The organism is Peptoniphilus genitalis, assembly GCF_023614525.1.
In the GTDB taxonomy this organism is placed as follows: Bacteria; Bacillota; Clostridia; order Tissierellales; family Peptoniphilaceae; genus Peptoniphilus_A; species Peptoniphilus_A genitalis.
The window spans coordinates 550,442-573,886 of record NZ_CP097885.1 but is presented as its reverse complement, the minus strand read 5'-3'; the positions used below and the strand labels follow the sequence as shown (position 1 = coordinate 573,886).

18 protein-coding genes, 5 tRNA genes and 3 rRNA genes are annotated in these 23,445 nt (G+C 38.4%); 23 read left to right on the top strand and 3 right to left on the bottom strand.

Features of this window, described 5'->3' with window-relative positions; all coding sequences use genetic code 11:
• The first annotated feature begins 777 nt into the window (after positions 1-777).
• From murB to M9426_RS02785, 5 genes are read left to right on the top strand one after another with little or no spacing between them, the layout of a single operon-like run.
• Positions 778-1,671, top strand: coding sequence for a UDP-N-acetylmuramate dehydrogenase (murB, locus tag M9426_RS02805; RefSeq protein ID WP_250342380.1), 894 nt, complete (start codon positions 778-780; stop codon positions 1,669-1,671).
• Between the two features lie 22 nt (positions 1,672-1,693).
• Positions 1,694-2,560 (top strand): RNase adapter RapZ, encoded by an 867-nt coding sequence (gene rapZ, locus M9426_RS02800; protein WP_060800709.1) that lies wholly within the window; start codon positions 1,694-1,696, stop codon positions 2,558-2,560.
• Entirely contained in the window at positions 2,545-3,513 is a 969-nt protein-coding gene (locus M9426_RS02795) for a gluconeogenesis factor YvcK family protein (RefSeq protein WP_250342379.1), read from the top strand. The genes rapZ and M9426_RS02795 overlap by 16 nt, the downstream gene beginning before the upstream one ends.
• Before the next feature lie 47 nt (positions 3,514-3,560).
• On the top strand, positions 3,561-4,577 hold the full coding sequence (gene fni / locus M9426_RS02790; RefSeq protein WP_250342378.1) for a type 2 isopentenyl-diphosphate Delta-isomerase: 1,017 nt from the start codon (positions 3,561-3,563) through the stop codon (positions 4,575-4,577).
• Positions 4,578-5,099, top strand: a complete 522-nt coding sequence (locus M9426_RS02785; protein WP_250342377.1) for a HutD family protein — start codon at positions 4,578-4,580, stop codon at positions 5,097-5,099.
• Positions 5,100-5,158: 59 nt separating this feature from the next.
• Here the strand turns inward: M9426_RS02785 and M9426_RS02780 are convergent, their stop codons facing one another.
• Complete coding sequence (locus tag M9426_RS02780) at positions 5,159-6,046, bottom strand: DUF2207 family protein (RefSeq protein WP_250342376.1); 888 nt, start codon at positions 6,044-6,046, stop codon at positions 5,159-5,161.
• Between the two features lie 66 nt (positions 6,047-6,112).
• Here M9426_RS02780 and trxB point away from each other — a divergent pair, with 66 nt between their 5' ends.
• On the top strand, positions 6,113-7,063 hold the full coding sequence (gene trxB / locus M9426_RS02775; RefSeq protein WP_250342375.1) for a thioredoxin-disulfide reductase: 951 nt from the start codon (positions 6,113-6,115) through the stop codon (positions 7,061-7,063).
• 56 nt (positions 7,064-7,119) lie between these two features.
• On the opposite strand, the gene M9426_RS02770 is transcribed toward trxB, so the two are convergent.
• Positions 7,120-8,484: an MATE family efflux transporter gene (locus M9426_RS02770; protein WP_250342374.1), complete on the bottom strand. Its 1,365-nt coding sequence runs from the start codon at positions 8,482-8,484 to the stop codon at positions 7,120-7,122.
• A 268-nt stretch (positions 8,485-8,752) separates the two neighbouring features.
• On the opposite strand from M9426_RS02770, the gene hydE reads away from it, so the two are divergent.
• The 6 genes from hydE to M9426_RS02740 all read left to right on the top strand — a co-directional run bounded on the left by hydE (position 8,753) and on the right by M9426_RS02740 (position 13,603).
• Positions 8,753-9,793: a [FeFe] hydrogenase H-cluster radical SAM maturase HydE gene (hydE, locus tag M9426_RS02765; RefSeq protein ID WP_250342373.1), complete on the top strand. Its 1,041-nt coding sequence runs from the start codon at positions 8,753-8,755 to the stop codon at positions 9,791-9,793.
• Between the two features lie 22 nt (positions 9,794-9,815).
• On the top strand, positions 9,816-11,237 hold the full coding sequence (gene hydG, locus M9426_RS02760; protein WP_250342372.1) for a [FeFe] hydrogenase H-cluster radical SAM maturase HydG: 1,422 nt from the start codon (positions 9,816-9,818) through the stop codon (positions 11,235-11,237).
• Positions 11,237-12,412, top strand: coding sequence for a [FeFe] hydrogenase H-cluster maturation GTPase HydF (gene hydF / locus M9426_RS02755; protein ID WP_250342371.1), 1,176 nt, complete (start codon positions 11,237-11,239; stop codon positions 12,410-12,412). The genes hydG and hydF overlap by 1 nt, the downstream gene beginning before the upstream one ends.
• Positions 12,413-12,763: 351 nt before the next feature.
• On the top strand, positions 12,764-13,006 hold the full coding sequence (locus M9426_RS02750; RefSeq protein WP_250342370.1) for a hypothetical protein: 243 nt from the start codon (positions 12,764-12,766) through the stop codon (positions 13,004-13,006).
• Positions 13,006-13,437: a GTP pyrophosphokinase gene (locus M9426_RS02745; RefSeq protein ID WP_250342369.1), complete on the top strand. Its 432-nt coding sequence runs from the start codon at positions 13,006-13,008 to the stop codon at positions 13,435-13,437. Before M9426_RS02750 ends, M9426_RS02745 begins: the two co-directional genes overlap by 1 nt.
• Positions 13,430-13,603 (top strand): hypothetical protein, encoded by a 174-nt coding sequence (locus tag M9426_RS02740; protein WP_250342368.1) that lies wholly within the window; start codon positions 13,430-13,432, stop codon positions 13,601-13,603. Before M9426_RS02745 ends, M9426_RS02740 begins: the two co-directional genes overlap by 8 nt.
• Positions 13,604-13,684: 81 nt before the next feature.
• Here the strand turns inward: M9426_RS02740 and M9426_RS02735 are convergent, their stop codons facing one another.
• Positions 13,685-15,055: a Na+/H+ antiporter NhaC family protein gene (locus M9426_RS02735; RefSeq protein ID WP_005958039.1), complete on the bottom strand. Its 1,371-nt coding sequence runs from the start codon at positions 15,053-15,055 to the stop codon at positions 13,685-13,687.
• A 227-nt stretch (positions 15,056-15,282) separates the two neighbouring features.
• Between M9426_RS02735 and M9426_RS02730 the strand changes: the two genes are divergently transcribed.
• From M9426_RS02730 to M9426_RS02680, 11 genes are all read left to right on the top strand, one after another.
• Positions 15,283-16,023 (top strand): DNA/RNA non-specific endonuclease, encoded by a 741-nt coding sequence (locus M9426_RS02730; RefSeq protein ID WP_250342367.1) that lies wholly within the window; start codon positions 15,283-15,285, stop codon positions 16,021-16,023.
• Positions 16,024-16,190: 167 nt separating this feature from the next.
• Positions 16,191-16,832 carry a tRNA (guanosine(46)-N7)-methyltransferase TrmB gene (gene trmB, locus M9426_RS02725; RefSeq protein WP_250342366.1) on the top strand — a complete coding sequence of 214 codons (642 nt, stop codon included), beginning with the start codon at positions 16,191-16,193 and terminating at the stop codon, positions 16,830-16,832.
• A gap of 62 nt (positions 16,833-16,894) precedes the next feature.
• Positions 16,895-17,860 carry a biotin synthase BioB gene (gene bioB, locus M9426_RS02720; RefSeq protein ID WP_250342365.1) on the top strand — a complete coding sequence of 322 codons (966 nt, stop codon included), beginning with the start codon at positions 16,895-16,897 and terminating at the stop codon, positions 17,858-17,860.
• Between the two features lie 420 nt (positions 17,861-18,280).
• Positions 18,281-19,805: ribosomal RNA gene (locus M9426_RS02715) — 16S ribosomal RNA — on the top strand.
• A 41-nt stretch (positions 19,806-19,846) separates the two neighbouring features.
• Positions 19,847-19,922 (top strand) — tRNA-Ala (locus M9426_RS02710).
• 122 nt (positions 19,923-20,044) lie between these two features.
• Positions 20,045-22,891: ribosomal RNA gene (locus M9426_RS02705) — 23S ribosomal RNA — on the top strand.
• Between the two features lie 32 nt (positions 22,892-22,923).
• A 5S ribosomal RNA gene (gene rrf, locus M9426_RS02700) occupies positions 22,924-23,040 on the top strand.
• The 16S, 23S and 5S rRNA genes sit together here with 5 tRNA genes alongside, the layout of an rRNA operon.
• A 21-nt stretch (positions 23,041-23,061) precedes the next feature.
• Positions 23,062-23,136, top strand: a tRNA-Asn gene (locus M9426_RS02695).
• 13 nt (positions 23,137-23,149) lie between these two features.
• Positions 23,150-23,238: transfer RNA gene (locus M9426_RS02690), tRNA-Leu, on the top strand.
• A gap of 28 nt (positions 23,239-23,266) precedes the next feature.
• Positions 23,267-23,343: transfer RNA gene (locus M9426_RS02685), tRNA-Met, on the top strand.
• A gap of 11 nt (positions 23,344-23,354) precedes the next feature.
• Positions 23,355-23,431 (top strand) — tRNA-Met (locus M9426_RS02680).
• Positions 23,432-23,445 lie beyond the last annotated feature (14 nt).

Sequence of the window (23,445 nt, the reverse complement as noted above, 5' to 3'; positions counted from 1 at the left end):
AAAAAATCGGTCATGCTAAATTTTCAAAACTCATTCGCTTCGCGAATTCAAACAGTTGAAAATTTTTAACGCATAACCGATTTTTTTGCTCATTAGATGCACTCGATTAGCTCACGGCTTATGGAATAAGTTGTAATTCTTTATGAAGTGATTGCATCTTATAACCTCGAAACTAAGTATGAAGTTGTAGTTCCTTATGAAGCTATGAAAAGTTACAAGTTCACAAATAAATAGAAACTTTTAAAAAGAAAAAGCTTAATCTTCACTAATTAAGTTTTTTTGATGTAAAAGTTTTAATTTGTTGTTAGGTATTATTAAGTAAACTAACATAAGTTTGAAATTCTGTAGAGGTAAAATCGTAGACTAAGGTTGAAAAACCCCGTAAGGCAAGACAGCCGTTAAGAAATTCAACTGTTTGAGTTAAGCGATTGAGTGCATGAGTAATTAAGACGTGATTTTATTGGGTTAATAATTTTTTAAATTTTAAAAGTGTAGCTTAACGAGTTTTGAATTTTAGGCTGTCTGCCGCTCGGGGTTGTTGGCAAAGGCCCCTGCCAGGTCGTTGAAGGTGTTGGGGGAGGCCCGGAGGGGGAAGGACCAATCGAAAGGTCCTAACCCCCTCCGGATAAAGAATAGTAAAGCATAGCTTTACAAAAACTAACTAAAGACAAAAACTTTTTAATCCTCTATTGAAGATCTAAAAGAGGATATCAATTCTCTTTTTCTTTTCCCATCTTTCAATGATATAATTAACTTAGTATTTAATTGAGGTGTTCTATGTTATTTGATATAAATGAAAATTTGGGAGATTTTTTCTACGATGAGCCTATGAAGAACCACACTTCTTTTTGTGTTGGTGGTCCTGCTAAGCTTCTCATTAAGCCTAGGGATGAAGAGGCTCTTGTGGAAATTTTAAAATCTATTAGAAAAAATAATTACAAGTATTATATTCTTGGTAACTGCACTAACATCATCGTAAGGGACAAGGGCTTTGACGGTATTATCATCAAGCTTAAAAACAAGTTAAATGATGTTAAAAAAGTTTCTAACAAGGAAATTTATGCAGGTACTGGGGCAAGCATGAAAAAAATCAGCGAGTTCGCCATGGAAAACTCTCTTACTGGTCTTGAGTTTGCTCACGGCATTCCAGGTTCTCTCGGTGGTGCAATTGTTATGAATGCTGGCGCCTACGATGGGGAAATAAAAAATGTTGTAAAGAGCGTCAGACTTCTTGATGAAAATCTAAGTGTCATTGAAGTTCCTGGCGATGAGATGAATTTTTCTTACAGGCATTCTCTTGTCCAAGAGAGGGACTTAATTGTACTTGGAGCTACCTTCTCTCTTGAAGATGGAGATAAGAATGAAATAAGAGAAAAGTACGAGGACTTTGACCAAAGAAGGGCTGACAAGCAACCTCTTGATATGCCTTCTGCTGGATCCACTTTTAAGAGACCTACAGGTTATTTTGCAGGGAAGTTAATTGATGATTCTGGACTAAGAGGCTTTACTCACAAGGGAGCAGGCATTAGCGAAAAACACTGTGGCTTCGTTGTAAACAAGAACAAGGCTTCAGCCCAAGATGTACTTGAAACTATTGAAATAGTTCAAAAAGTTGTTCACGATAAGTTTGACGTGACTTTGGAGAGAGAAGTTAAAATTATTGGTGACTAAGTTTCTTTAAGTTGGTGATGAAATGGAAATTATAATTATTACTGGAATGAGTGGATCGGGTAAGTCTTACGCCCTTGATGTCTTTGAGGACCTTGGCTACTATGCCATGGATAATCTTGCACCAGCCCTTTTGCCGAAGTTTTGTAACATTGCCCTTGATGCTAAGAGTAAAAATTTTGAAAAGGTAGCTGCTGTTGTAGACATGAGGAGTGGTGAGCTCTTTAATGACTTTTATTCTGCCTACGAAGAACTAAAGGGGATGAATTTAAAGATCAGGCTCTTGTTCCTCTATGCTGATATGGAAACTATTATTGCAAGATACAAGGAACTTAGAAGGCCCCACCCTATGAATAGGTCCATTGTTGATGGTTATAATTTTGAGGAAGCAACTCTTTCAAAGATTAAGGAGAGTGCCGACTTCGTCATTGACACCACTGGGCTTTCCACAAAAAATTTGAGGAAGCAACTCATGGCCTTTGTTTCTTATGACGAGAAGGACAACTTTGCCATTGAGGTCACAAGTTTTGGTTTTAAGTCTGGAATTTTAAAGGACGCTGATCTTGTCTTTGATGTGAGGTTTTTGCCAAATCCTTTTTATATTAAGGAACTTAAAGATTTAAATGGAAATACCGAGGAAGTAAAGTCCTTTGTAATGAAGTGGGATGTCACAAGAGAATTTATAGATAAGACTGTAGACCTCTTGAAGTTTTTGATTCCCAACTACATGGCAGAGCAAAAGAGAGTCCTTACAATTGGGATAGGTTGCACTGGAGGCTTCCACAGGTCTGTTGCAATAGCTGAAGAGATAGGAAGGATACTTAAGGAAGAGTACAAGTCCACCTATGTAACCCACAGGGATATGGAGAAAAATTTATGGAAAAAAAGATAGCAGTCCTAGGTGGAGGTACAGGCATCTCCACTATTTTGCGTGGACTAAAAGATTTTACTACAAACATTTCTGCTGTTGTCTCCATGTCTGATGATGGTGGTGGAAGTGGAATCCTAAGAGAAGAACTAAATATTCTTCCACCAGGTGATGTGAGAAGGTGCCTCATTGCCCTTTCCAACACCGACAAGACTATGAGGGACTTGTTGAGCTACAGGTTTAAGTCAGGATCCTTAAAGGATCAAAATGTGGGAAATATTTTGATTGCAGCCCTCACTGATATTTTTGGGTCCTTTGACAAGGCCCTTCTTGAAATGTCTAGTGTCTTTAATGTAACGGGCAAGGTAATTCCAGTGACTCTCGATGAAACTCATCTTGTTGCAGAGTTCGAGTCCAAGGACAAGGTTGTGGGAGAGTCCTACATTCCAAAAATGTGCTACAGGTTAAATACAAAAATTGAGAAGATGTCTATGATTCCTCACTATCCGAGAGCAAATGAAGATGCTCTTGAAGCAATCCTATCATCTGACGTGGTTATAATTGGACCAGGCTCTTTATACACTTCTATTATTCCAAACTTTTTAGTTGGGGGAGTTAATGAAGCCTTAAGAGATACTAAGGCTAGAGTAATTTACATTGCCAATGCCATGACACAAAAGGGCGAGACAAAAAATTATTCCTTGAAGGACCACTTTGAGGCGATCTTAAGACACTCCAACTATGAGTTTATTGATGAAGTCATAGCCAATGACCTTAGGGCAACAGATGAAATTTATAAGTACTACTACAACAAGGATGAATCCACACCAATCTTTGCCACTGAAGAAGATAAAAAATATTTTAAAGAAAAAAATGTCCTGCTCACAGAGGGCGAGTTTATAGAAATTAAGGACGGCTTTATAAGACATGACGGTGACAAGATAGGGGCCAGCATTTTTAGAAGTCCTTTCTTGTAAAAAAAATTTAAAGATGATATTATTTATTTGTTATAAAGGAGTATGAAATGAGGAAATATAGAAAGACAGAACATATAGAAAACTTCCTTCGCTCAACCTATGTTGGCGACCCGCTTTTCTCTAATATCTTTTTGTATAATGACTCTCTTCCAGAGATAAATTATGATGAAATTGATACAAGTCTTAATTTTTTAAATAAAAAAGTAAAGTTTCCATTGATGATTAACGCCATGACTGGTGGATCTGATCTTTCAGAGGAAATAAATAGGTCTCTTGCAAATGTAGCAGCAGAATATGACCTACCCATGGCAGTTGGATCACAAACCATTGCCCTAGAAGACAAGGACTCAAGAAAGTCCTTTGAAATTGTAAGAGAAATAATAAAAGATGGAATTGTAATCTCGAACCTATCTGGATTTGCTAGCACTGAAGATGCAAAGTTAGCAGTTGACCTCTTGAGGGCAGATGCAATTCAAATCCACTTAAACCCAGCCCAAGAACTTGTTCAAGTTGAAGGCGAAAGAAACTTTTGTGGCATCTTAAATAATATAGAAAAAATTGTAAATACTTCTGAAGTGCCTGTAATAGTAAAAGAAGTTGGCTTTGGAATGTCACAAAAAACTGTGAAGAAGCTTCACGATGTTGGAGTTAAGTATGTAGACATATCAGGCTTCGGTGGTTCAAACTTTTTTGAAATTGAAAACCTAAGAGAACCCAATGCCGACATCTCAGATTTATTTTCTTGGGGAATTCCAACAGCCTTAAGTCTTATTGAAGCAAAGAAGCTTGCCTACGATGACATGCATATAATAGCATCAGGCGGAATAAAAACTTCTGTTGACATAGTAAAGAGCCTTTGCATAGGAGCAGACATGACTGCTATTAGCGGCGAAATTCTTTCCTACATCGTTCGTGGTGGATATGAATACACCTTAAGATACATTGACGGACTAATGGAAAAGACAAAGATGCTAATGATGTTAAATGGAGCAAAAAATATTTCTGAACTTCAAAAAGTTGACTACAAGGTGACTGGAAAACTAAGAGAATTATTGGAGGACTAAATGAAATTTATAAAAAAAGAAGAATTTAAAGATTCAAATTGGTCTGCAGGAGTTACTACAGAAGTTTTTATCTACCCAGAAGGAGCAAGTGTTGGCGAAAAGAACTTTGACTTTAGGATTTCTACAGCAACTTGCAAGGATAAGGAATCAGTTTACACACCCTACACAGGTTTTTACAGATATATCACACCAATTGACAATGTGATGAATATTGAAAGTGATGGGAATAAATTCACATTAGATCCCTTTGAAGTTTTATTTTTTGACGGAGACCACTCCACAAAATCATCAGGCGATGTGAGAGACTTCAACTTAATTTATAAAAAGGGACAAGAAGCCAAGATGTTTTCCTTAAATATAAATAACTTTGATTTTAAGGCAGACAAGAGGGCAGTAATCTTTAATTACGATTCAGAACTTAAAGTTCAAGACAAGAACTTTGAAAAATTCTCAGCCATCTATCTTGAAGAAGAAAAAATAAATATAGAAGGCAAGGGAAGAATAATAATTTGCGAATTTTAAAAATTTAGAAAAAAAGAAACTGTGAGTAAAATCACAGTTTTTTTAATGCAAATTTTTATTTAGTTTCTTACTAGTAAGTGGTCGCCTACTAAGGCAGTCCTAAAAGTCTTGTAAAAGTCCTCGTCGAGGTAGATTTCGTATGTCTTGTCATCAAGTTTTTGACAAATGCTTTTTACATTTTCATATTTAAGTCCAAAGCCAAGAGCTAGCAGGAAGTCTTCTTCATTTAATCTTCTTCCAGCCCTTAATCCTTCTTCAACTTTTTCTAATTCTCTAAATTTTTTGTTTCCAAGGTCTGTCATCTTGGAGAAGGATTTTATTAAGGATGCGTAAAAGAATAGTGAGAAGACTATGCTTGCAATTCCAAAAAATTTTTCGTTATAAACTGTTACGATCCCCACAAAAAATAAAATTGAAAAAATCACAAAGGATATAAAAATCTTTAGGGTATTTTTTTCTATTGTGAAAAGTTTTTTCTTCACCATTTCATCTTCTAGGAAGTAGATAAAGTCATTGAACTTCTTGTTGTAGTTATCTGCTTCAGTCCTTCTCAGCTTATCCATTTGTCTTGTGGAAATTGAATCTCCATCTCCAAGAGAAAAAAGAGTTTCAAAAAGTTTTCTTTCTCCATTATCAAGTCTTGATGAATTTAAGTTTTTTAATATATATTCGACTTTATCCTCTCCTATTTTGTTCGTGTAAATATTTTTTTCCATTTCAATATCCCCATGAGCCTTGGCCTTTAGAATCATAGCAATGATGGGGTTGTAGATAAAGTTTGGGCCCTTGTAAAGGTAGGCCTTTTCATAATAATTTAAATCGACGTCTTTATCATTCTCATATGTTTTTTTCTTATTGAGTAGGTAAAACATAAAGAAGGATAGGACAAAAATCAAAACATTTATAATAAAAAAGTATGTAGTTGAGAAGTTCATTTTTAATTCCATTTAATCACCTATCTCTATTATATACAAAAATATATTTTTGGGTATAATAAGAATTGGAGGGATAGAATGTACGATATTATAATAATTGGTGGAGGTCCAGCAGGTTTAACTGCAGGTCTTTATGCAGCAAGAAGTAAAAAGAAAACTTTAATCATAGAAAAGGGCATTGAAGGCGGCCAAATCGCCGAAACTACTCAGGTGGAAAACTATCCAGGCATTGATTCCATAGATGGTGTTGAACTTGGCAAGAGAATGGCAGACCAAGCTAAGAAGTTTGGTGCAGAAATCATCATGGACCAAGTTGAAGATATGGAACTTGATGGAGAAGTGAAAAAGATCAAGGGCTATGTTGATTCTTATGAAGCCAAGGCTGTCATTATTGCAACTGGTGCATCTCCAAGAGAGATTGGTGCACCTGGAGAAAAGGAATACAAGGGACGTGGCGTAAGCTATTGTTCAACTTGTGATGCAGCTTTTTATGAAGATGAAACTGTTTATGTAGTTGGCGGCGGCGACTCTGCTGTTCAAGAAGCACTTTTCATTACAAACTTTGCAAAGAAAGTTTACATTATCCACAGAAGAGACGAGCTAAGGGCATCAAAGGTTCTTCAAGAGCAAGCCTTTAACAACGACAAAATTGATTTCATCTGGAACACAACTGTTAAGGAAATCAAGGGAGACAAGATTGTCAATGAAATGATCCTTCATGATACTAAGACAGGTGAAGATAGGTCAATTAAATCTGATGAACCTTTTGGAATTTTTGTATTCATTGGTTATATCCCAAGCACTGAAATGTTTGAAGGTAAGGTTGAACTTACAGAGGATAAATACATTAAGACTGATGATGAAATGAGGACTAATGTACCAGGCGTTTTTGCAGCTGGAGACATTAGGAAGAAAAGTGTTCGTCAAGTTGTTAACGCAGCAGGCGATGGTGCAGTTGCAGCAATGAATGCTCAAAAATATATTGACGAAGTTGAAGGAAATCTTTACGAAGGTTTTAAAGAAAACTAAAAATTATCATGCAATAAAAAAGCATTGGTTGAGAAAGTTCAATCAATGCTTTTATTTTATGAAATTTTATTTTCTCCAATCCAGTCAACCTTTATGGTGTAGCCAACCATTAAGACGACACCAATAAGCCAGGAGATGGGGTAAAGTCTGTAGACATTTTCTATAGTGTGATAATGTGGGATGACAAACTTTGCTGCCATTATCCTAAATAAACAAAGTGACAACAAAAGAATTATCATTGGTGGAACAGTTTTGCCAGTCCCCCTCACTGTGCCAGCAAGTGAATGCAAGATGGCAAGAAGGAAGTAGAAGGGACACAAGAATCTACTTGCAAGAACACCAGCTTCTATTACTTTTAAATCCTTTGTGAAGAGGCCAATTAGTTTTGGTGCAAAATGGTAAAGAAGGCTGCCGCTTATGAGAGTGTAGAGGACTGTCATTATAAGTGTAGTCCACATGCCCTTCTTAATCCTTTCCATTTGTCCTCCTCCATAATTTTGTCCAACAAAAGTTGTAATTGCCATGCTAAGACTTAAGACAGGCAAGATGTTAAAGCCGTCGATTTTTATAAAGGCACCAAAGCCTGCCATGGGTAGGGCGCCAAAGACATTGACAGAGGACTGCATGATTACGTTGGAAAGAGAAATAACTGTGTTTTGAATAGCAGTTGGAATTCCAACTTTTAAAATCCTCATCGCCATGTCTTTGTGAATTTTTAATTTTGAAAGACGGACCCTGTAAATCTCTGGAACCCTAATTAAAAATAAGAGGGCAAGTAGGGCTGAAAGGGCCTGACTAATATTTGTCGCAATGGCAGCTCCCTCAACACCAAGTCCAAATTCTTTAATAAATAAAAAGTCCAAGACCACATTAGTTGCAGAGGCAATACCGAGATACAAGAGGGACCTCTTTGAATTTCCTACAGCGTTTAAGATTCCAGCTTCCATATTGTAAATAATATTGAAGACAAGTCCAAAGGAAAAAATTCTAAGATAAGTAATGGATTCTTCCATAACTTCTGCTGGCGTATCCATTTGCTCCAAGAGCCAAGGGGCAAAGACGTATCCCATAAGAGAAATTAAAAGTCCAAGGATTATTGCTATAGCAAGAGAAGTGTGTACGGCAAGCTTCATTTCCTTTTGATTGGCTCCACCCATAGATTGAGAAACTAAAATTCCACAGCCCACAGCAATCCCCTGACTAAAAGAAATCAAAAGATTAATAAGAGGGGTGCTAGATCCAACTGCTGCTAAGGCATACCTTCCAAGGTAATTACCAACAATCATTGAGTCAATGGTGTTGTAGGTTTGTTGGAGAATATTTCCAAGAATTAGGGGAAGGGCGAAGAGCAAGATGGTCCTCCAAATAGATCCCGAAGTCATTAAATTTTTTTCAACATTTGATATTGATTTACTTTTCAATTTTAAATCATCCCAATTAATTTTCTTTATAGTTATAAGTTCATTAATAAATAATATTGTACTTTATATAGGAAGAAATTACAAAATTGGATTAAAATGGAGAAAAGAATTATAATTTTATATGTAATATTTATAAGCAAAATAAAAAATGATAAGTAATGGGATAGAAAAATAAAATTTTTCGCAAGTCTGTCAAAATTTTTAAGCTTGATATATTAACTGTAAGTATTATAATAGATTGTGAACTTTTTAACTAAGATGTGATTATATGAATAAAACTTTAAATATTTGTGAACAATTTTATAAGACTAAGGAGATTTCCTTTGAAGATTTTTCTTACCTGATGAAATTAGATGGCGAAGAGGCTGAAGTCCTCCATGCTTTTGCCAGGGACCTGGCTGTGAAAAATTTTGGTAAGGAGATTTACATCAGGGGCTTAATCGAGGTCTCCACTTATTGTAAAAATAATTGCTATTATTGTGGACTTAGGTTTGCCAATAATAATGCCAAACGAGTTAGGCTTAGCAAGGAAGAAATCTTGGACCTTGCAAAGCACTCAGTAGACCTGGGAATAAAAACTATTGTTATGCAGGGTGGCGAAGATGATTTCTATAGCCTTGAATACCTGAAGGAGATTATTGGCGAAATCAAAGAAAAATTTTCTGATGTCGCCATAACACTCTCTCTTGGTGAAAGAGATTTTAAGGATTTTGAAGTTCTGAAAAATATGGGGGCTGACAGGTATCTCTTGCGTCATGAAACTTATTCTAAGTCTCACTATGAAAGACTTCATCCAAGCTCGATGAGTTTTCAACACAGGATAGATTCAATTTTAAAATTAAAAGAGCTTGGTTTTCAAACTGGTTGTGGCATGATGGTGGGCTCTCCCTATCAAGAACTTGAAAATTTATATGAAGATTTAAAATTTATCTTAAAGTTAAAGCCTGAGATGGTGGGGATTGGTCCCTTTATACCTCAGCATGACACTCCCTTTAGGGACTTTGAAGCTGGTAAGCTAAGAGATGTTCTGAATATTTTATCTATTGTAAGGATTGCAGACGAGAAACTTCTCTTGCCATCAACGACGGCTCTTGGGAGTATTGATGACTTTGGACGAGAAAAGGGGATCTTGGCAGGGGCCAATGTGCTTATGCCTAATGTTGGTGCAGAGAAACTTAGAAAGAACTATAAGCTTTACGACAATAAAATCGGTACAGAGTTACAAAACTCGGACGACTTTATGGGACTAGAGAAAAAACTAGAGAAGATTGGATATAAGATTTCCAGATCTAGAGGAGATTATAAGTAAGGATAAAGGAAGAAGGAAGAAAATGTACAAGGTAGATTCAAAAATTGCAGAAGAATTTATAAACCATCAAGAGATTTTAGATACTCTTGACTATGCAGAAGAAAATAAAAATAACAAGGAACTCTTAGACGATGTTCTTGAAAAGGCAAAGAAGGAAAAGGGACTAGGCCACAGGGAGGCTGCCCTACTTTTGTTAGCTGAAGATAAGCATTACCAAGAAGAAATTTATAAGCTTGCAAAGAAAATCAAAGAAGACCACTATGGCAATAGGATAGTTTTATTTGCACCACTTTATCTTTCTAACTACTGCATAAATGGTTGTGTTTATTGCCCTTATCATGCAAAGAATAAATCCATAAGAAGGAAAAAATTAACTCAAGAAGAAATTAGGAATGAAGTAATTGCCCTTCAAGACATGGGCCACAAGAGACTTGCTCTTGAACTGGGAGAAGACCCAGTAAACAATACAATGGAGTATATCTTAGAATCAATTAAGACAATTTATTCTATTAAGCATGAAAATGGACAAATAAGAAGGGTCAACATTAACATTGCCGCAACAACAGTGGAAAATTATAAAAAATTAAAGGATGCAGAAATTGGGACCTACATCCTCTTCCAAGAAACCTACAACAAGAAGTCCTATGAAGAACTGCACCCAACAGGACCAAAGCACAATTACGCCTACCATACTGAAGCTATGGACAGGGCAATGGAAGCAGGCATCGACGATGTTGGGATTGGAGTTTTGTTTGGACTTGAAACTTATAAGTATGAATTAGTTGGACTCTTAATGCACGCAGAACATTTGGAAGCAAGATTTGGAGTTGGACCTCACACAATTTCTGTTCCTAGGATCCAACCTGCAGATGATATTGATCCAGGCGACTTTAAAAATGAACTTGCTGATGATATTTTTGAAAAACTTATTGCCCTAATTAGGGTTTCAGTACCTTACACTGGCATGATTATTTCAACAAGAGAGTCACAAAAAGTTAGGGAACGTGCCTTAGAGCTTGGTGTAAGTCAAATTTCTGGTGGTTCAAGAACTTCTGTTGGTGGTTACGTTGAAGAAGAAAAGGAAGAAGACAACTCTGCCCAATTTGATGTCGCAGACCACAGGACTCTTGAAGAAGTTATTGACTGGCTAATAGAACTAGGTTACATCCCAAGTTTTTGCACAGCGTGTTATAGGGAAGGAAGGACTGGCGACAGGTTCATGCAACTTTGCAAGTCAGGACAAATTTTAAATTGTTGTCAACCCAATGCCCTTATGACTTTGAAGGAGTACATGTTAGATTATGGGAATGAAAAGACAAGAGAACTTAGCGAAGATTTAATTGCAAGAGAGCTTGAAAAAATTCCCAATGAAATTGTAAAGAAGAAGGCAAAAGAATATATCTACGAAATGGAAAAAGTTGGAAAGAGAGATTTTAGATTTTAATGGAACTTAACAAAACGAATTCTGGTAACAGGATACACATTGGATTTTTTGGCAAGGTGAATTCGGGCAAGAGCTCAATAATAAATGAATTTTCAGGCCGAGACATCTCCATTGTTTCAAATCAAGAGGGGACTACAACAGACCCAGTTTACAAGTCCATGGAGATAAAAAGCTTGGGACCTTGCCTTTTAATGGACACGCCAGGCATAGGCGACGAAACAGTTCTTGGACAAAAGAGGATGAAGAGGACCGATGAAGTAATTTCGAAAACTGACATCGGAGTCCTAGTTGTATCAGATACTAACACAGAGCCTGAAAGGGAAATGTTAAAAAAATTTAAGGACACTCCCATTCTTGTTTTAATAAATAAAATTGATATCTTGTCAGAAGATGAAATTAAAAAAATAAGAGAGGACTTTTCTTCTTATAAAGTAATAGAAGTTTCTGCCTTAGAAAAAATTGGTTTTGATAAACTCTTAGAAGAACTTTTGAAGTTCACACCAAAGAAAGAAGAAAGACTTTTTGATGGAATGGTGGAAGGAAAAGACCTAGTTTTATTAGTAATACCACAAGATATTGCTGCACCAAAAAATAGGCTCATCCTTCCACAAGTTCAAGCAATTCGTGAACTCCTCGATAGGAATGCCCTAGTTTCCATGGTTAAGCTTGAAGAACTTACTGACATCCTAGGACTTTTAAATAAAAAACCAGACCTAATAGTTGCAGACTCATCTGTCTTCTTAGAAGTTTATGAAAAAATCCCAAGAGACGTTAAGCTTACATCTTTTTCAGTCTTGTTTGCAAAACTAAAGGGCGACATTGATGAATATGTTAGGGGAGTAGAAGCTCTTAAAAAAATAAATGAAAATTCAAAAATATTAATAGCAGAGTGCTGCACCCATGCCCCAGCAGAAGAAGACATTGGAAGGATAAAAATTCCCAACATGATAAGAAAGAAGGTTGGCCAAGGCTTGCAAGTTGACGTGAGCTCAGGATCAGTCTTCCCAGAAAACATTTCGGACTACGACCTCATAATTCAATGCGGCGGCTGCATGCTAAATGCAAAAAATATTAGAAGTAGAATAGAAGACGCAAAAGGAAAAAGCATCCCAATAACAAACTACGGAATAGTTATAGCATATTTCAAGGGGATTCTGGATAAAATAAATTATTAAAAATTGAATATGAATTATAAAGGAGCTGTGTCACCACAGCTTTTTTATTTGCTTTTATAAGCTAGATATCGAAAAATTTAATTTATTGAGTTATAATATAAATAGAGTCAACAGTCTATTCATGATTCTTTCTCAATGAGGGCTTAAGCTTTTAAGCTCGTCTAAAACTTTTCTTGCGGTTTCGCAAATTTTTCATTTATTTTAATTTTGGATACTTGTCTTTATTTTTATAGGTAAGAGATATTTATCTGTAGTTAGCTACAAAAAATTATTTATTTTTAAGTTCATTTTTAACTTAATAAAGAAACATCTTAAAACAAATAACTTATGAATATTTAAGGAGTTTTAATTTTGAAAAAAGATTTAAAAAGCATTTTGGAGAATGCGTTTAAAGACAAATTCTATTATTTACCAGATGATAATAGGTATGCAAAAATTGGCCATGGATATTTTTGGATTAATGAAGGTGAAGTTGAGCAGCATCAACCATATATTGATATCGACTTTGGTGATATCTATGCCATAGAAATAAGTGAAGAAGACTTTAATGAAGCCTTAGAAAAAAGCAGGAGGAAAGTTAAGGGGTACAAGTGATGATTGATTTACTAAGGGCATTATTTATCGCAGCAAGAGCTCACAAGGGTCAAAAAGATAAAGGTGGCAAATCCTACATTTTTCATCCTATAAATGTTTCCTTGAATGTTAAGGGAAAAGACGAAAAGATTGTCGCCCTTCTTCACGACGTAATTGAAGACACATCCTATACTATTGATGATTTGAAATTTTTGACAAAAGACCAGAAAGAGGCTCTTTTGCTTTTAACTCATGATAAAGAAACGCCCTACATGACGTACATTGAGTTCATCAAGAAAAATAAAATTGCAAGCAGGGTCAAACTTGCTGATCTTGATCAAAACATGAATTTAAACAGACTTAAGATAGTTACGGAAAAAGATTTGGAGAGGTTGGAAAAGTACAAGAAGGCTAGAGACTTATTAAGGGAAGGATTGGTAAAAAATGAATAGGGAATATCTTTTAATTAGAATTGCATGTGGAGACACAAGTGCTGAGGCAAATAATATTGTCCTAACTCCAGAAGACAAAAAAGCTATTGAATGGTATAGAGATGAAGCTGAGAAGGCAAAAGAAGAAGGAAGAAGTATTGTCTTTTACGCACCCGATGAGGATTGATTATAATGAAATAAAAAGAGAAAAATTATTTTAAAAGAACCCCAGACTTAGGTCTGGGGTTTTCTCATCTTATTTTGCGATTTAATTTTCTTCTTTCAACTTGTCTTTTTCGAAATCCCATTCACCGCTTATGTCTGCGTACCTAACAAAGATAGATGCTATGGCAAAGAGGGCGAGGATGCCTTGATACCACAAGAAGGGGATTAGTTCCATTGGCGAAACAGCGTTGGCGCCGAGCTCTTTAGTGAGTCCTGCTGCAATTAGGATTTGTGCTCCGTAAGGTATTATCCCTTGCATGACACATGAGAAGGTATCTAAGAGGGCAGCCGATCTTCTTGGGTCAATCTTAAAGTCATTTGAAATTTCCTTTGCCACTGGTCCATCGATTATTATTGCAACTGTGTTGTTGGCAGTTGCAGAGTCAGTCAATAGGGTTAGGAGGGCAATAGAAACTTCTGCAGATTTTTGTCCTTTTGCAAAACCTCTTATCTTTTGAACTAGCCATTCTATTCCACCATTTTTGGAAACCATATAAGAAAGTCCACCTGTAAGCATTGACAATAAAAATATTTCAAACATGCCCGAAAAACCTGTGAAGATGTTTTGAGCAAAGGTCATGAGGTCAAGTCCTCCTATTGCTATTCCGATTATTCCCGATAAAATTATTCCACTTGTTAGAACTAAGAACACATTCATACCTGCAATTGCTGAAATAAGTACAAATAGGTAGGGGATAATTAAGATTGGGTTGTAGGGACGATCTTCTAGTGCAGGTAGAACTTCTGGCTTTCCAACGATTAACAAAATTACAAAAGTTATTATTGCTGCAGGTAGGGCCATCTTTATGTTGGCTCTAAACTTGTCCTTCATATCTACATTTTGAGTTCTTGTGGCAGCTATTGTTGTATCAGAAATAACTGAAAGGTTGTCGCCAAACATTGCACCACCAACGAGTGATCCCAAGACTAAGGCCATTGGGAGGTTTCCTTTTTGAGCAAGTCCAACTGCTATGGGTCCAACTGTTGAGATAGTTCCTACAGAAGTTCCTGTCGATATCGAAATGAAGCAGCCTATTAAGAAAATTCCACCTGTTATAAATTGAAGGGGAATTATTGATAGGGCAAAGTTTACAACTGAGTCAACACCACCTGATTCCTTGGAAACTGTTGCAAAGGCTCCAGCCAAGATATAGATGAGGCACATGATAATAATATTTTCATTGCCACAGCCTCTTACGAAGTCTGTGAACTTGTCGTCGACGCTACCCTTAAACATAAGAAAGGCGAGTATAATTGCCGGTAAGATGCAAACTGGTGCTGGCACTTGGTAGAATGCCATTTCAACTCCCAGTGAATTTAAAATGATCCCTGTTGCCATGTAGACTATGACAAAGACAAGGAAGGGAAGAAGTGCAGCCCCAGATGGACTAGGCTTATGATTTTGATTTTCCATTTTTCCTCCTAAGATTTTATGTAAACTACATAATTCATATAAATTAAACAAGGCTATTATATTATTAATAAATTCTTTTGTGAAGTCCTAAGCTCTATTTTAAAAATCTTTAAAAGTTGAAAAATAAAAGCTAAGCCATAAACTTTTTTTAATTTATAGAATCCTATATAATAGAAAATATTGAAAATCTTATACTAAATTTGTAAGTAAAGTAGAGGGAAGAAGAATTGAAGAAAAATAAAAATTTAAAAGTTATAGGTGTCCTTGTTCTTACCCTAGTTGGAGTTTTATTTGGATACGAAAGCCTTCAAGATTTTGACAACAATTACAAGGCTTCGCCCTTAGACAAAATAGAAAACTTCTTATCAATTTTTTATAATCCCTATGAGCTTACGGAATCAAGTATTTATTATGAGATAGATAAAAACCCTCCTCAATTTACTGAAGAAGATTTAAAGATGGGGCCTGACTTCGCCCACTATTCAAACTTAGATTATTTAAACAGAGTTGGACCTGCCAATGCACTTTTGAGTCCTGACTCAATGCCCAAGAAGCCAAGGGGTGACATCTCAAAAGTGTATCCTTCAGGTTGGCATCAAAAGTTTTATGACTTTGTTGAAGGTGGTGCAGTTTATAATAGATGCCACCTTATCGCCTACCAGTTAACTGGGGAGAATGACAACTGGAAAAATCTTATGACAGGGACTAGGTCCTTTAACACAAAGGGTATGCTGCCCTTTGAAGAAGCTGTTGCTTCTTATATAAAAGATACAGGTAAGAAAGTTAGGTACAGGGTGACACCAGTTTTCAAAGATGATGAACTTGTTGCAAGAGGAGTTATTATTGAAGCTTATAGCATAGAAGATGCTGGCAAAAAAATTAACTTTAGGGTCTTCGCCAAGAATATAGAAAAGGGAGTAGACATAGATTACAAAACTGGAAGGACCAGACTGACAAAGAATAAGTGAGATATTAAAAATTAATAAAGAGCAAGAAGATAAATTTTAAAAGCCAAACCTATGTAGGGATGGCTTTTTCTTTTGCAAAAAATTAAATTTATTAAAAGAAAATATAAATCATGTTGACACTAAGTTAGCTTGTGTTATAATTCCATAGAACAAAAAGGAGAATGAAAATGAGACTTAGAAAAAAACATTTTGCAATACCTGAAATGGCTGAGAACCCTTATGTTTTTTTTAATGGACAAGAGAACAAGGGCAAATGGAAAGAAGTCTTTGGCGACGACAATCCAATTTACTTAGAAATCGGTGCCGGCAAGGGAACTTTTACCATTGAGTCAGCTAAAAGAAATAAAAATATAAATTATATAATGGTAGATATAGAAACTAATGCACTAATTTATGCAACAAGAAAAATAATAGATGAAGAACTTACCAATGTAAGAGCTATGCCAATCAACGCAGAAAACATCTTAGACTACTTTGACAAGGATGAACTAGATAGGATCTATATAAACTTTTGTAACCCTTGGCCAAAGTTAAGACATAAGAAGAGAAGGTTAACTTATCCAAGATACTTAGAAAAATATAAAATTATCTTAAAACCAAAATCACAAATTTACTTCAAGACAGACGACCTTGAACTCTTTGAAGAGAGCCTAGATTATTTTAAAGACGAAGGCTTCTCAACTCTTATAGAAGACTTTGACATGAAGCTTGAAGATTACCCCCAAAATATTGTGACAGAATACGAAAGCAAATTTAGAGGTCTGGGAGAAAAAATCAAATTTGGAGTCTTTGAGCATTACGTTAACTAAAAATTAAAACTGATTGACAATAAAACTCCTGAAATATATAATATTTTTCAGGAGTTGAAGAGATGGATATAAATAACTTAAAAGAGAAAATAAAAAATGGATACGTTATAAAGAGAGAAGAAGCAATAGAAGTCTACAATGGTGACTATGAAAGTTTAACTGCAGCAGCAGATGAACTTAGAGAATACTTTTGCGGCAATGACTTTGATGTTTGCACTATTATAAATGCAAAAAGTGGTAAGTGTTCAGAAAATTGTAAATTCTGTGCTCAATCTGCCCACTATCACACAAATGTAAAAGAATACGACCTCTTAGACGAAGAGATAATAGTAAAAGATGCTTTAGACAAATACAATAGAGGGATCCCTAGATACTCAATGGTAGCAAGTGGTAAGGGACTTACACCTAAAGATATAGATAAGATTTGCAGCATCACAAAAAAGATATACGAAGAAGCACCAGATATAAAAGTATGTATATCAGGTGGAATAATATCAGAAGAATCCTTTGAGAAATTAAAGGAAGCTGGTATAACAAGAATTCACAACAATCTTGAAACATCAAGAAACTTCTTTCCAGAAATATGTACAACACATACTTATGATCAAAAGATTAATACAATAAAAGCAGCACAAGAAGCTGGAATGGAAATCTGTTCAGGTGGACTAATAGGACTAGGAGAAGATTTCACAGATAGGATTGACATGGCACTAGAACTAAGAGACCTAGATGTTCACTCAGTACCAATTAACCTACTAAATCCTATAAAGAACACACCGCTTGAAAACAACGAACCCCTAACAATGGAAGAAGTAAATAGAACTTGCGCAACTTTTAGATTTATAATGCCAAAGGCCCTTATAAGATTAGCTGGAGGAAGATCTCTTATGGAAGAGTTTGGCGCATCAGCATTCAAGTCAGGAGCCAATGCAGCGATATCAGGAGTACTTCTAACAACAAAGGGCATAAGCATAGAAGACGATATGAGGAGAATCAAAGAATTAAACTACCAAGTAAAGGCAGTGTAAAATATTTAATTAACTTTTTACAAAATACTTGACAAAGAAAAATATTAATAGTAATATAAAACAGCTGTAAGAAATGCAGCTGTTTTCTTTTATAAAAAAGATTAAAAAAAGAATAAAAAACAGTTGACAGATGATTTTCTAGATGCTAGTATATAGAAGTTGTCACTTAAAGACAGCAAAAAAAAGCTACTGGTTAGTTAAGTAAAAACAAAATAAAAACTTTGTAAAAATTACTTGACAAAGAAAAAACACGGTAGTATAATAAACAAGCTACTTCAAAAAGGTAGCAAATGAAACATGATAATTAAATAGTGTGAAGATAAACAAATTCGTGATAGAATCACAGATTCTTGTCAAAGAATCAAAAAGCAAACCAGATATTCGTTTAGTTTTGAGAAAACTAATGAGTCATACAAATTTTTAATTGAGAGTTTGATCCTGGCTCAGGACGAACGCTGGCGGCGCGCTTAACACATGCAAGTCGAGCGATGAAATTTCGACAGATCCCTTCGGGGTGAAGATGAAATGGATTAGCGGCGGACGGGTGAGTAACACGTGAGTAACCTGCCTTAGACATTGGGATAGCCTCGGGAAACCGGGATTAATACCAAATGAAATCACATATGCACATGCATAAATGATCAAAGCTCCGGCGGTCTAAGATGGACTCGCGTCCCATTAGCTAGTTGGTGAGGTAACGGCCCACCAAGGCGACGATGGGTAGCCGGCCTGAGAGGGTGAACGGCCACATTGGAACTGAGAAACGGTCCAAACTCCTACGGGAGGCAGCAGTGGGGAATATTGCACAATGGAGGGAACTCTGATGCAGCGACGCCGCGTGAACGAAGAAGGCTTTCGAGTCGTAAAGTTCTTTTATATGGGAAGATAATGACGGTACCATAAGAAAAAGCCCCGGCTAACTACGTGCCAGCAGCCGCGGTAATACGTAGGGGGCTAGCGTTGTCCGGAATCACTGGGCGTAAAGGGTTCGCAGGCGGAAATGCAAGTCAGGTGTAAAAGGCAGTAGCTTAACTACTGTAAGCATTTGAAACTGCATATCTTGAGAAGAGTAGAGGTAAGTGGAATTTTTAGTGTAGCGGTGAAATGCGTAGATATTAAAAAGAATACCGGTGGCGAAGGCGACTTACTGGGCTCATTCTGACGCTGAGGAACGAAAGCGTGGGTAGCAAACAGGATTAGATACCCTGGTAGTCCACGCTGTAAACGATGAGTGCTAGGTATCGGAATAATTCGGTGCCGCAGTTAACACATTAAGCACTCCGCCTGGGGAGTACGTGCGCAAGCATGAAACTCAAAGGAATTGACGGGGACCCGCACAAGCAGCGGAGCATGTGGTTTAATTCGAAGCAACGCGAAGAACCTTACCAGGGCTTGACATACTGAGGACCGGTATAGAGATATACCCTCTTCTTCGGAAGCCTCAATACAGGTGGTGCATGGTTGTCGTCAGCTCGTGTCGTGAGATGTTCAGTTAAGTCTGGCAACGAGCGCAACCCCTATCTTTAGTTACCAGCATTTCGGATGGGGACTCTAAAGAGACTGCCGATGATAAATCGGAGGAAGGTGGGGATGACGTCAAATCATCATGCCCTATATGCCCTGGGCTACACACGTGCTACAATGGAAGATACAAAGGGAAGCGAAATAGTGATATTAAGCAAACCTCAAAAAGTCTTTCCCAGTTCGGATTGTACTCTGCAACTCGAGTACATGAAGATGGAGTTGCTAGTAATCGCAGATCAGAATGCTGCGGTGAATGCGTTCCCGGGTCTTGTACACACCGCCCGTCACACCATGGAAGCTTGTAATACCCGAAGCCTGCGAGCAAACCGTAAGGAAGCAGCAGTCGAAGGTAGGATAGGTGACTGGGGTGAAGTCGTAACAAGGTAGCCGTATCGGAAGGTGCGGCTGGATCACCTCCTTTCTAAGGAAAATAAATCTTCACACTATTTTAATTATATATATGGGGGTATAGCTCAGTTGGGAGAGCGCCTGCCTTGCAAGCAGGAGGTCAGGAGTTCGAATCTCCTTATCTCCACCAAGATCACATAAGTGGTCAAAAGCTTCTTGAAAAAGAAGAGAACCATAACAACTTAAAAACTAATCAAAATTTCTTAAACAAAACAATTAAACTGGAAATAAACAGAAATGTTTATTAACAAAGGTCAAGTTAAAAAGAGCACTAGGTGAATGCCTAGGCACCAAGAGGCGACGAAGGACGTGACAAGCTGCGAAAAGCTACGGAGAGGAGCAAATATCCATTGACCCGTAGATATCCGAATGGGGAAACCCACCGCAAGGTATCCTATAGCCAATTCATAACTATAGGAAGCGAACCAGGTGAACTGAAACATCTAAGTAACCTGAGGAAAAGAAAGAAAACTCGATTCCCTGAGTAGCGGCGAGCGAACGGGGAAGAGCCCAAAGTGTAAAAAGAGACAATAGCCAGCCAAATAATCTGGGAAGATTAACCAAAGAAGGTAAGAGTCCTGTAGGCGAAAGCGAAGATATCCGACACAAAAGAGTACCACGGAACACGAGAAATTCAGTGGGAACATGGGGGGACCACCCCCTAAGGCTAAATACTACTTGGTGACCGATAGCGAACAAGTACCGTGAGGGAAAGGTGAAAAGAACCCCGAGAGGGGAGTGAAATAGAATCTGAAACCTAGTGTTTACAAGCAGCGAAAGTGGCATACGCCACGATCGTGTACTTTTTGTAGAACGGGCCAGCGAGTTACGATTACTAGCAAGGTTAAGCATTACAGATGCGGAGCCGAAGCGAAAGCGAGTCTAAATAGGGCGAAAGTTAGTGGTTGTAGACCCGAAACCGTGTGATCTATCCATGAGCAGAGTGAAGTTGAAGTAAAATTCAATGGAGGCTCGAACCGGGTAACGTTTAAAAGTTATCGGATGACTTGTGGATAGGGGTGAAAAGCCAAACGAACACGGAGATAGCTGGTTCTCCTCGAAATAGCTTTAGGGCTAGCCTCTAGTAAGACATGAAAAGGGGGTAGAGCACTGATTGGTTGCGGGGCATGCATATGTTACCAAAACCTATCAAACTCCGAATACCATATCATGCACTAGGGAGTCAGACTATGTGGGATGAGCTTCATAGTCGAAAGGGAAAGAGCCCAGACCATCAGCTAAGGTCCCAAAATTATAGTTAAGTGGGAAAGGATGTGGAGTTACTGAGACAACTAGGATGTTGGCTTAGAAGCAGCCACTCATTTAAAGAGTGCGTAATAGCTCACTAGTCAAGTGACTCTGCGCCGAAGATAACCGGGGCTAAACTATATACCGAAGCTATGGAACGTTAAACGTTGGTAGAGGAGCAATGTATGAAGGACGAAGCATAAGCCGTAAGGCAGTGTGGACATCATACAAGAGAGAATGCTGGCATGAGTAGCGAGAGGTGAGTGAGAATCTCACCCGTCGAAAACCCAAGGATTCCTGAGCAAGGCTCGTCCACTCAGGGTAAGTCGGGACCTAAGGCGAGGCTGAAAAGCGTAGTCGATGGACAACAGGTTGAAATTCCTGTACCGATACAATCGTTAAAGGAAGTGGGGACGCAGGAGGATAATAAGAGCGCCCAGTTGGTGAGGCGTGCAAGCGCAAAGTCTGGAGAGTAGGCAAATCCGCTCTCCGAAAAGGATGAAGCGTAATGCGGATCGAAAACAAGTAGAGAAGCTTATGACTCCACACTGCCAAGAAAAGCCACTACAAGAGAAGTATCGCCCGTACCGTAAACCGACACAGGTAGGTGAGGAGAGAATCCTAAGACGAGCGGAAAAACCTTTGTTAAGGAACTCGGCAAAATGACCCCGTAACTTCGGGAGAAGGGGAGCCCCTGTAACAGGGGGCCGCAGTGAAAAGGCCCAAGCGACTGTTTACCAAAAACACAAGTTTCTGCTAAGTCGAAAGACGAAGTATAGGAGCTGACACCTGCCCGGTGCTGGAAGGTTAAGGGAAAAAGTTAGCGCAAGCGAAGCTTAGAACTGAAGCCCCAGTAAACGGCGGCCGTAACTATAACGGTCCTAAGGTAGCGAAATTCCTTGTCGGGTAAGTTCCGACCCGCACGAAAGGTGTAACGATTTGGGCACTGTCTCAACAAAGGATCCGGTGAAATTGTAGTAGCGGTAAAGATGCCGCTTACCCACGACAGGACGGAAAGACCCCGTGGAGCTTTACTGTAGGCTGAGATTGAATTTTGGGATTAAATGTACAGAATAGGTGGGAGGCAAAGAATTAGGTACGCCAGTATCTAAGGAGCCACCGTTGGGATACCACTCTTTTAATGCTAGAATTCTAACCTAACCCCATGAATCTGGGGAAGGGACACTCTCAGTTGGACAGTTTGACTGGGGCGGTCGCCTCCGAAAGAGTAACGGAGGCGTTCAAAGGTTCCCTCAGCACGGATGGAAATCGTGCGCAGAGTATAAAGGCAGAAGGGAGCTTAACTGCGAGACCAACAAGTCGAGCAGATGCGAAAGCAGGACTTAGTGATCCGGTGGTACCGAGTGGAAGGGCCATCGCTCAACGGATAAAAGCTACCCCGGGGATAACAGGCTTATCTCCCCCAAGAGTCCACATCGACGGGGAGGTTTGGCACCTCGATGTCGGCTCGTCTCATCCTGGGGCTGAAGTAGGTCCCAAGGGTTGGGCTGTTCGCCCATTAAAGAGGCACGCGAGCTGGGTTCAGAACGTCGCGAGACAGTTCGGTCCCTATCCGTCGTGGGCGTAGGAAATTTGAGAGGAGCTGTCCTTAGTACGAGAGGACCGGGATGGACAAACCTCTGGTGCACCAGTTGTACTGCCAAGTGCATAGCTGGGAAGCTAAGTTTGGAAGGGATAAGAGCTGAAGGCATCTAAGCCCGAAGCCCCCCTCGAGATGAGATTTCCCTCGAAAGATAAGACCCCTAGAAGAAAATTAGGTAGATAGGCTCAAGGTGTAAGTGTAGCAATACATTCAGCTAGCGAGTACTAATAGGTCGAAGACTTGACCAAAGAGTTAAGGGTGAGATTAGTTTTTAAGTTAATCTGGTGAGAATAGGACAATGGACACACCTGTACCCATACCGAACACAGAAGTTAAGCATTAGTCCGCTGATGGTACTTGGTTGGCAACGACCTGGGAGAGTAAGTTATCGCCAGAAAGGGACAAAAGTCCCCAATAGTCTTAGGTAGCTCAATGGTGGAGCAACCGGCTGTTAACCGGTAGGCTGTGGGTTCGAGTCCCACCCTGAGAGCCATTAAAAAAGATAAGCCGGGGTGGCGGAAATGGCAGACGCACAGGACTTAAAATCCTGCGGTGGTTAAACACCGTATCGGTTCGATTCCGATTCTCGGCACCAAAAAGAAATAGTAGCCGGGTAAAAATGACGCGGGATGGAGCAGCATGGTAGCTCGTCGGGCTCATAACCCGAAGGTCGGAGGTTCAAATCCTTCTCCCGCTACCATAAAAATATATGGCGGCGTAGCTCAGTTGGCTAGAGCATACGGTTCATACCCGTAGTGTCAGGAGTTCAAATCTCTTCGCCGCTACCATTTTCAAAATAACG

Excerpts from the sequence above, each read along its gene's own strand:
- rapZ (WP_060800709.1), top strand. The coding sequence starts at position 1,694 with ATGGAAATTATAATTATTACTGGAATGAGTGGATCGGGTAAGTCTTAC.
- bioB (WP_250342365.1), top strand. The coding sequence starts at position 16,895 with ATGGATATAAATAACTTAAAAGAGAAAATAAAAAATGGATACGTTATA.
- trmB (WP_250342366.1), top strand. The coding sequence starts at position 16,191 with ATGAGACTTAGAAAAAAACATTTTGCAATACCTGAAATGGCTGAGAAC.
- hydF (WP_250342371.1), top strand. The coding sequence starts at position 11,237 with ATGGAACTTAACAAAACGAATTCTGGTAACAGGATACACATTGGATTT.
- M9426_RS02745 (WP_250342369.1), top strand. The coding sequence starts at position 13,006 with ATGATTGATTTACTAAGGGCATTATTTATCGCAGCAAGAGCTCACAAG.
- M9426_RS02740 (WP_250342368.1), top strand. The coding sequence starts at position 13,430 with ATGAATAGGGAATATCTTTTAATTAGAATTGCATGTGGAGACACAAGT.
- M9426_RS02795 (WP_250342379.1), top strand. The coding sequence starts at position 2,545 with ATGGAAAAAAAGATAGCAGTCCTAGGTGGAGGTACAGGCATCTCCACT.
- hydE (WP_250342373.1), top strand. The coding sequence starts at position 8,753 with ATGAATAAAACTTTAAATATTTGTGAACAATTTTATAAGACTAAGGAG.
- M9426_RS02785 (WP_250342377.1), top strand. The coding sequence starts at position 4,578 with ATGAAATTTATAAAAAAAGAAGAATTTAAAGATTCAAATTGGTCTGCA.
- trxB (WP_250342375.1), top strand. The coding sequence starts at position 6,113 with ATGTACGATATTATAATAATTGGTGGAGGTCCAGCAGGTTTAACTGCA.
- hydG (WP_250342372.1), top strand. The coding sequence starts at position 9,816 with ATGTACAAGGTAGATTCAAAAATTGCAGAAGAATTTATAAACCATCAA.
- murB (WP_250342380.1), top strand. The coding sequence starts at position 778 with ATGTTATTTGATATAAATGAAAATTTGGGAGATTTTTTCTACGATGAG.
- M9426_RS02735 (WP_005958039.1), bottom strand. The coding sequence starts at position 15,055 with ATGGAAAATCAAAATCATAAGCCTAGTCCATCTGGGGCTGCACTTCTT.
- M9426_RS02780 (WP_250342376.1), bottom strand. The coding sequence starts at position 6,046 with ATGGAATTAAAAATGAACTTCTCAACTACATACTTTTTTATTATAAAT.
- fni (WP_250342378.1), top strand. The coding sequence starts at position 3,561 with ATGAGGAAATATAGAAAGACAGAACATATAGAAAACTTCCTTCGCTCA.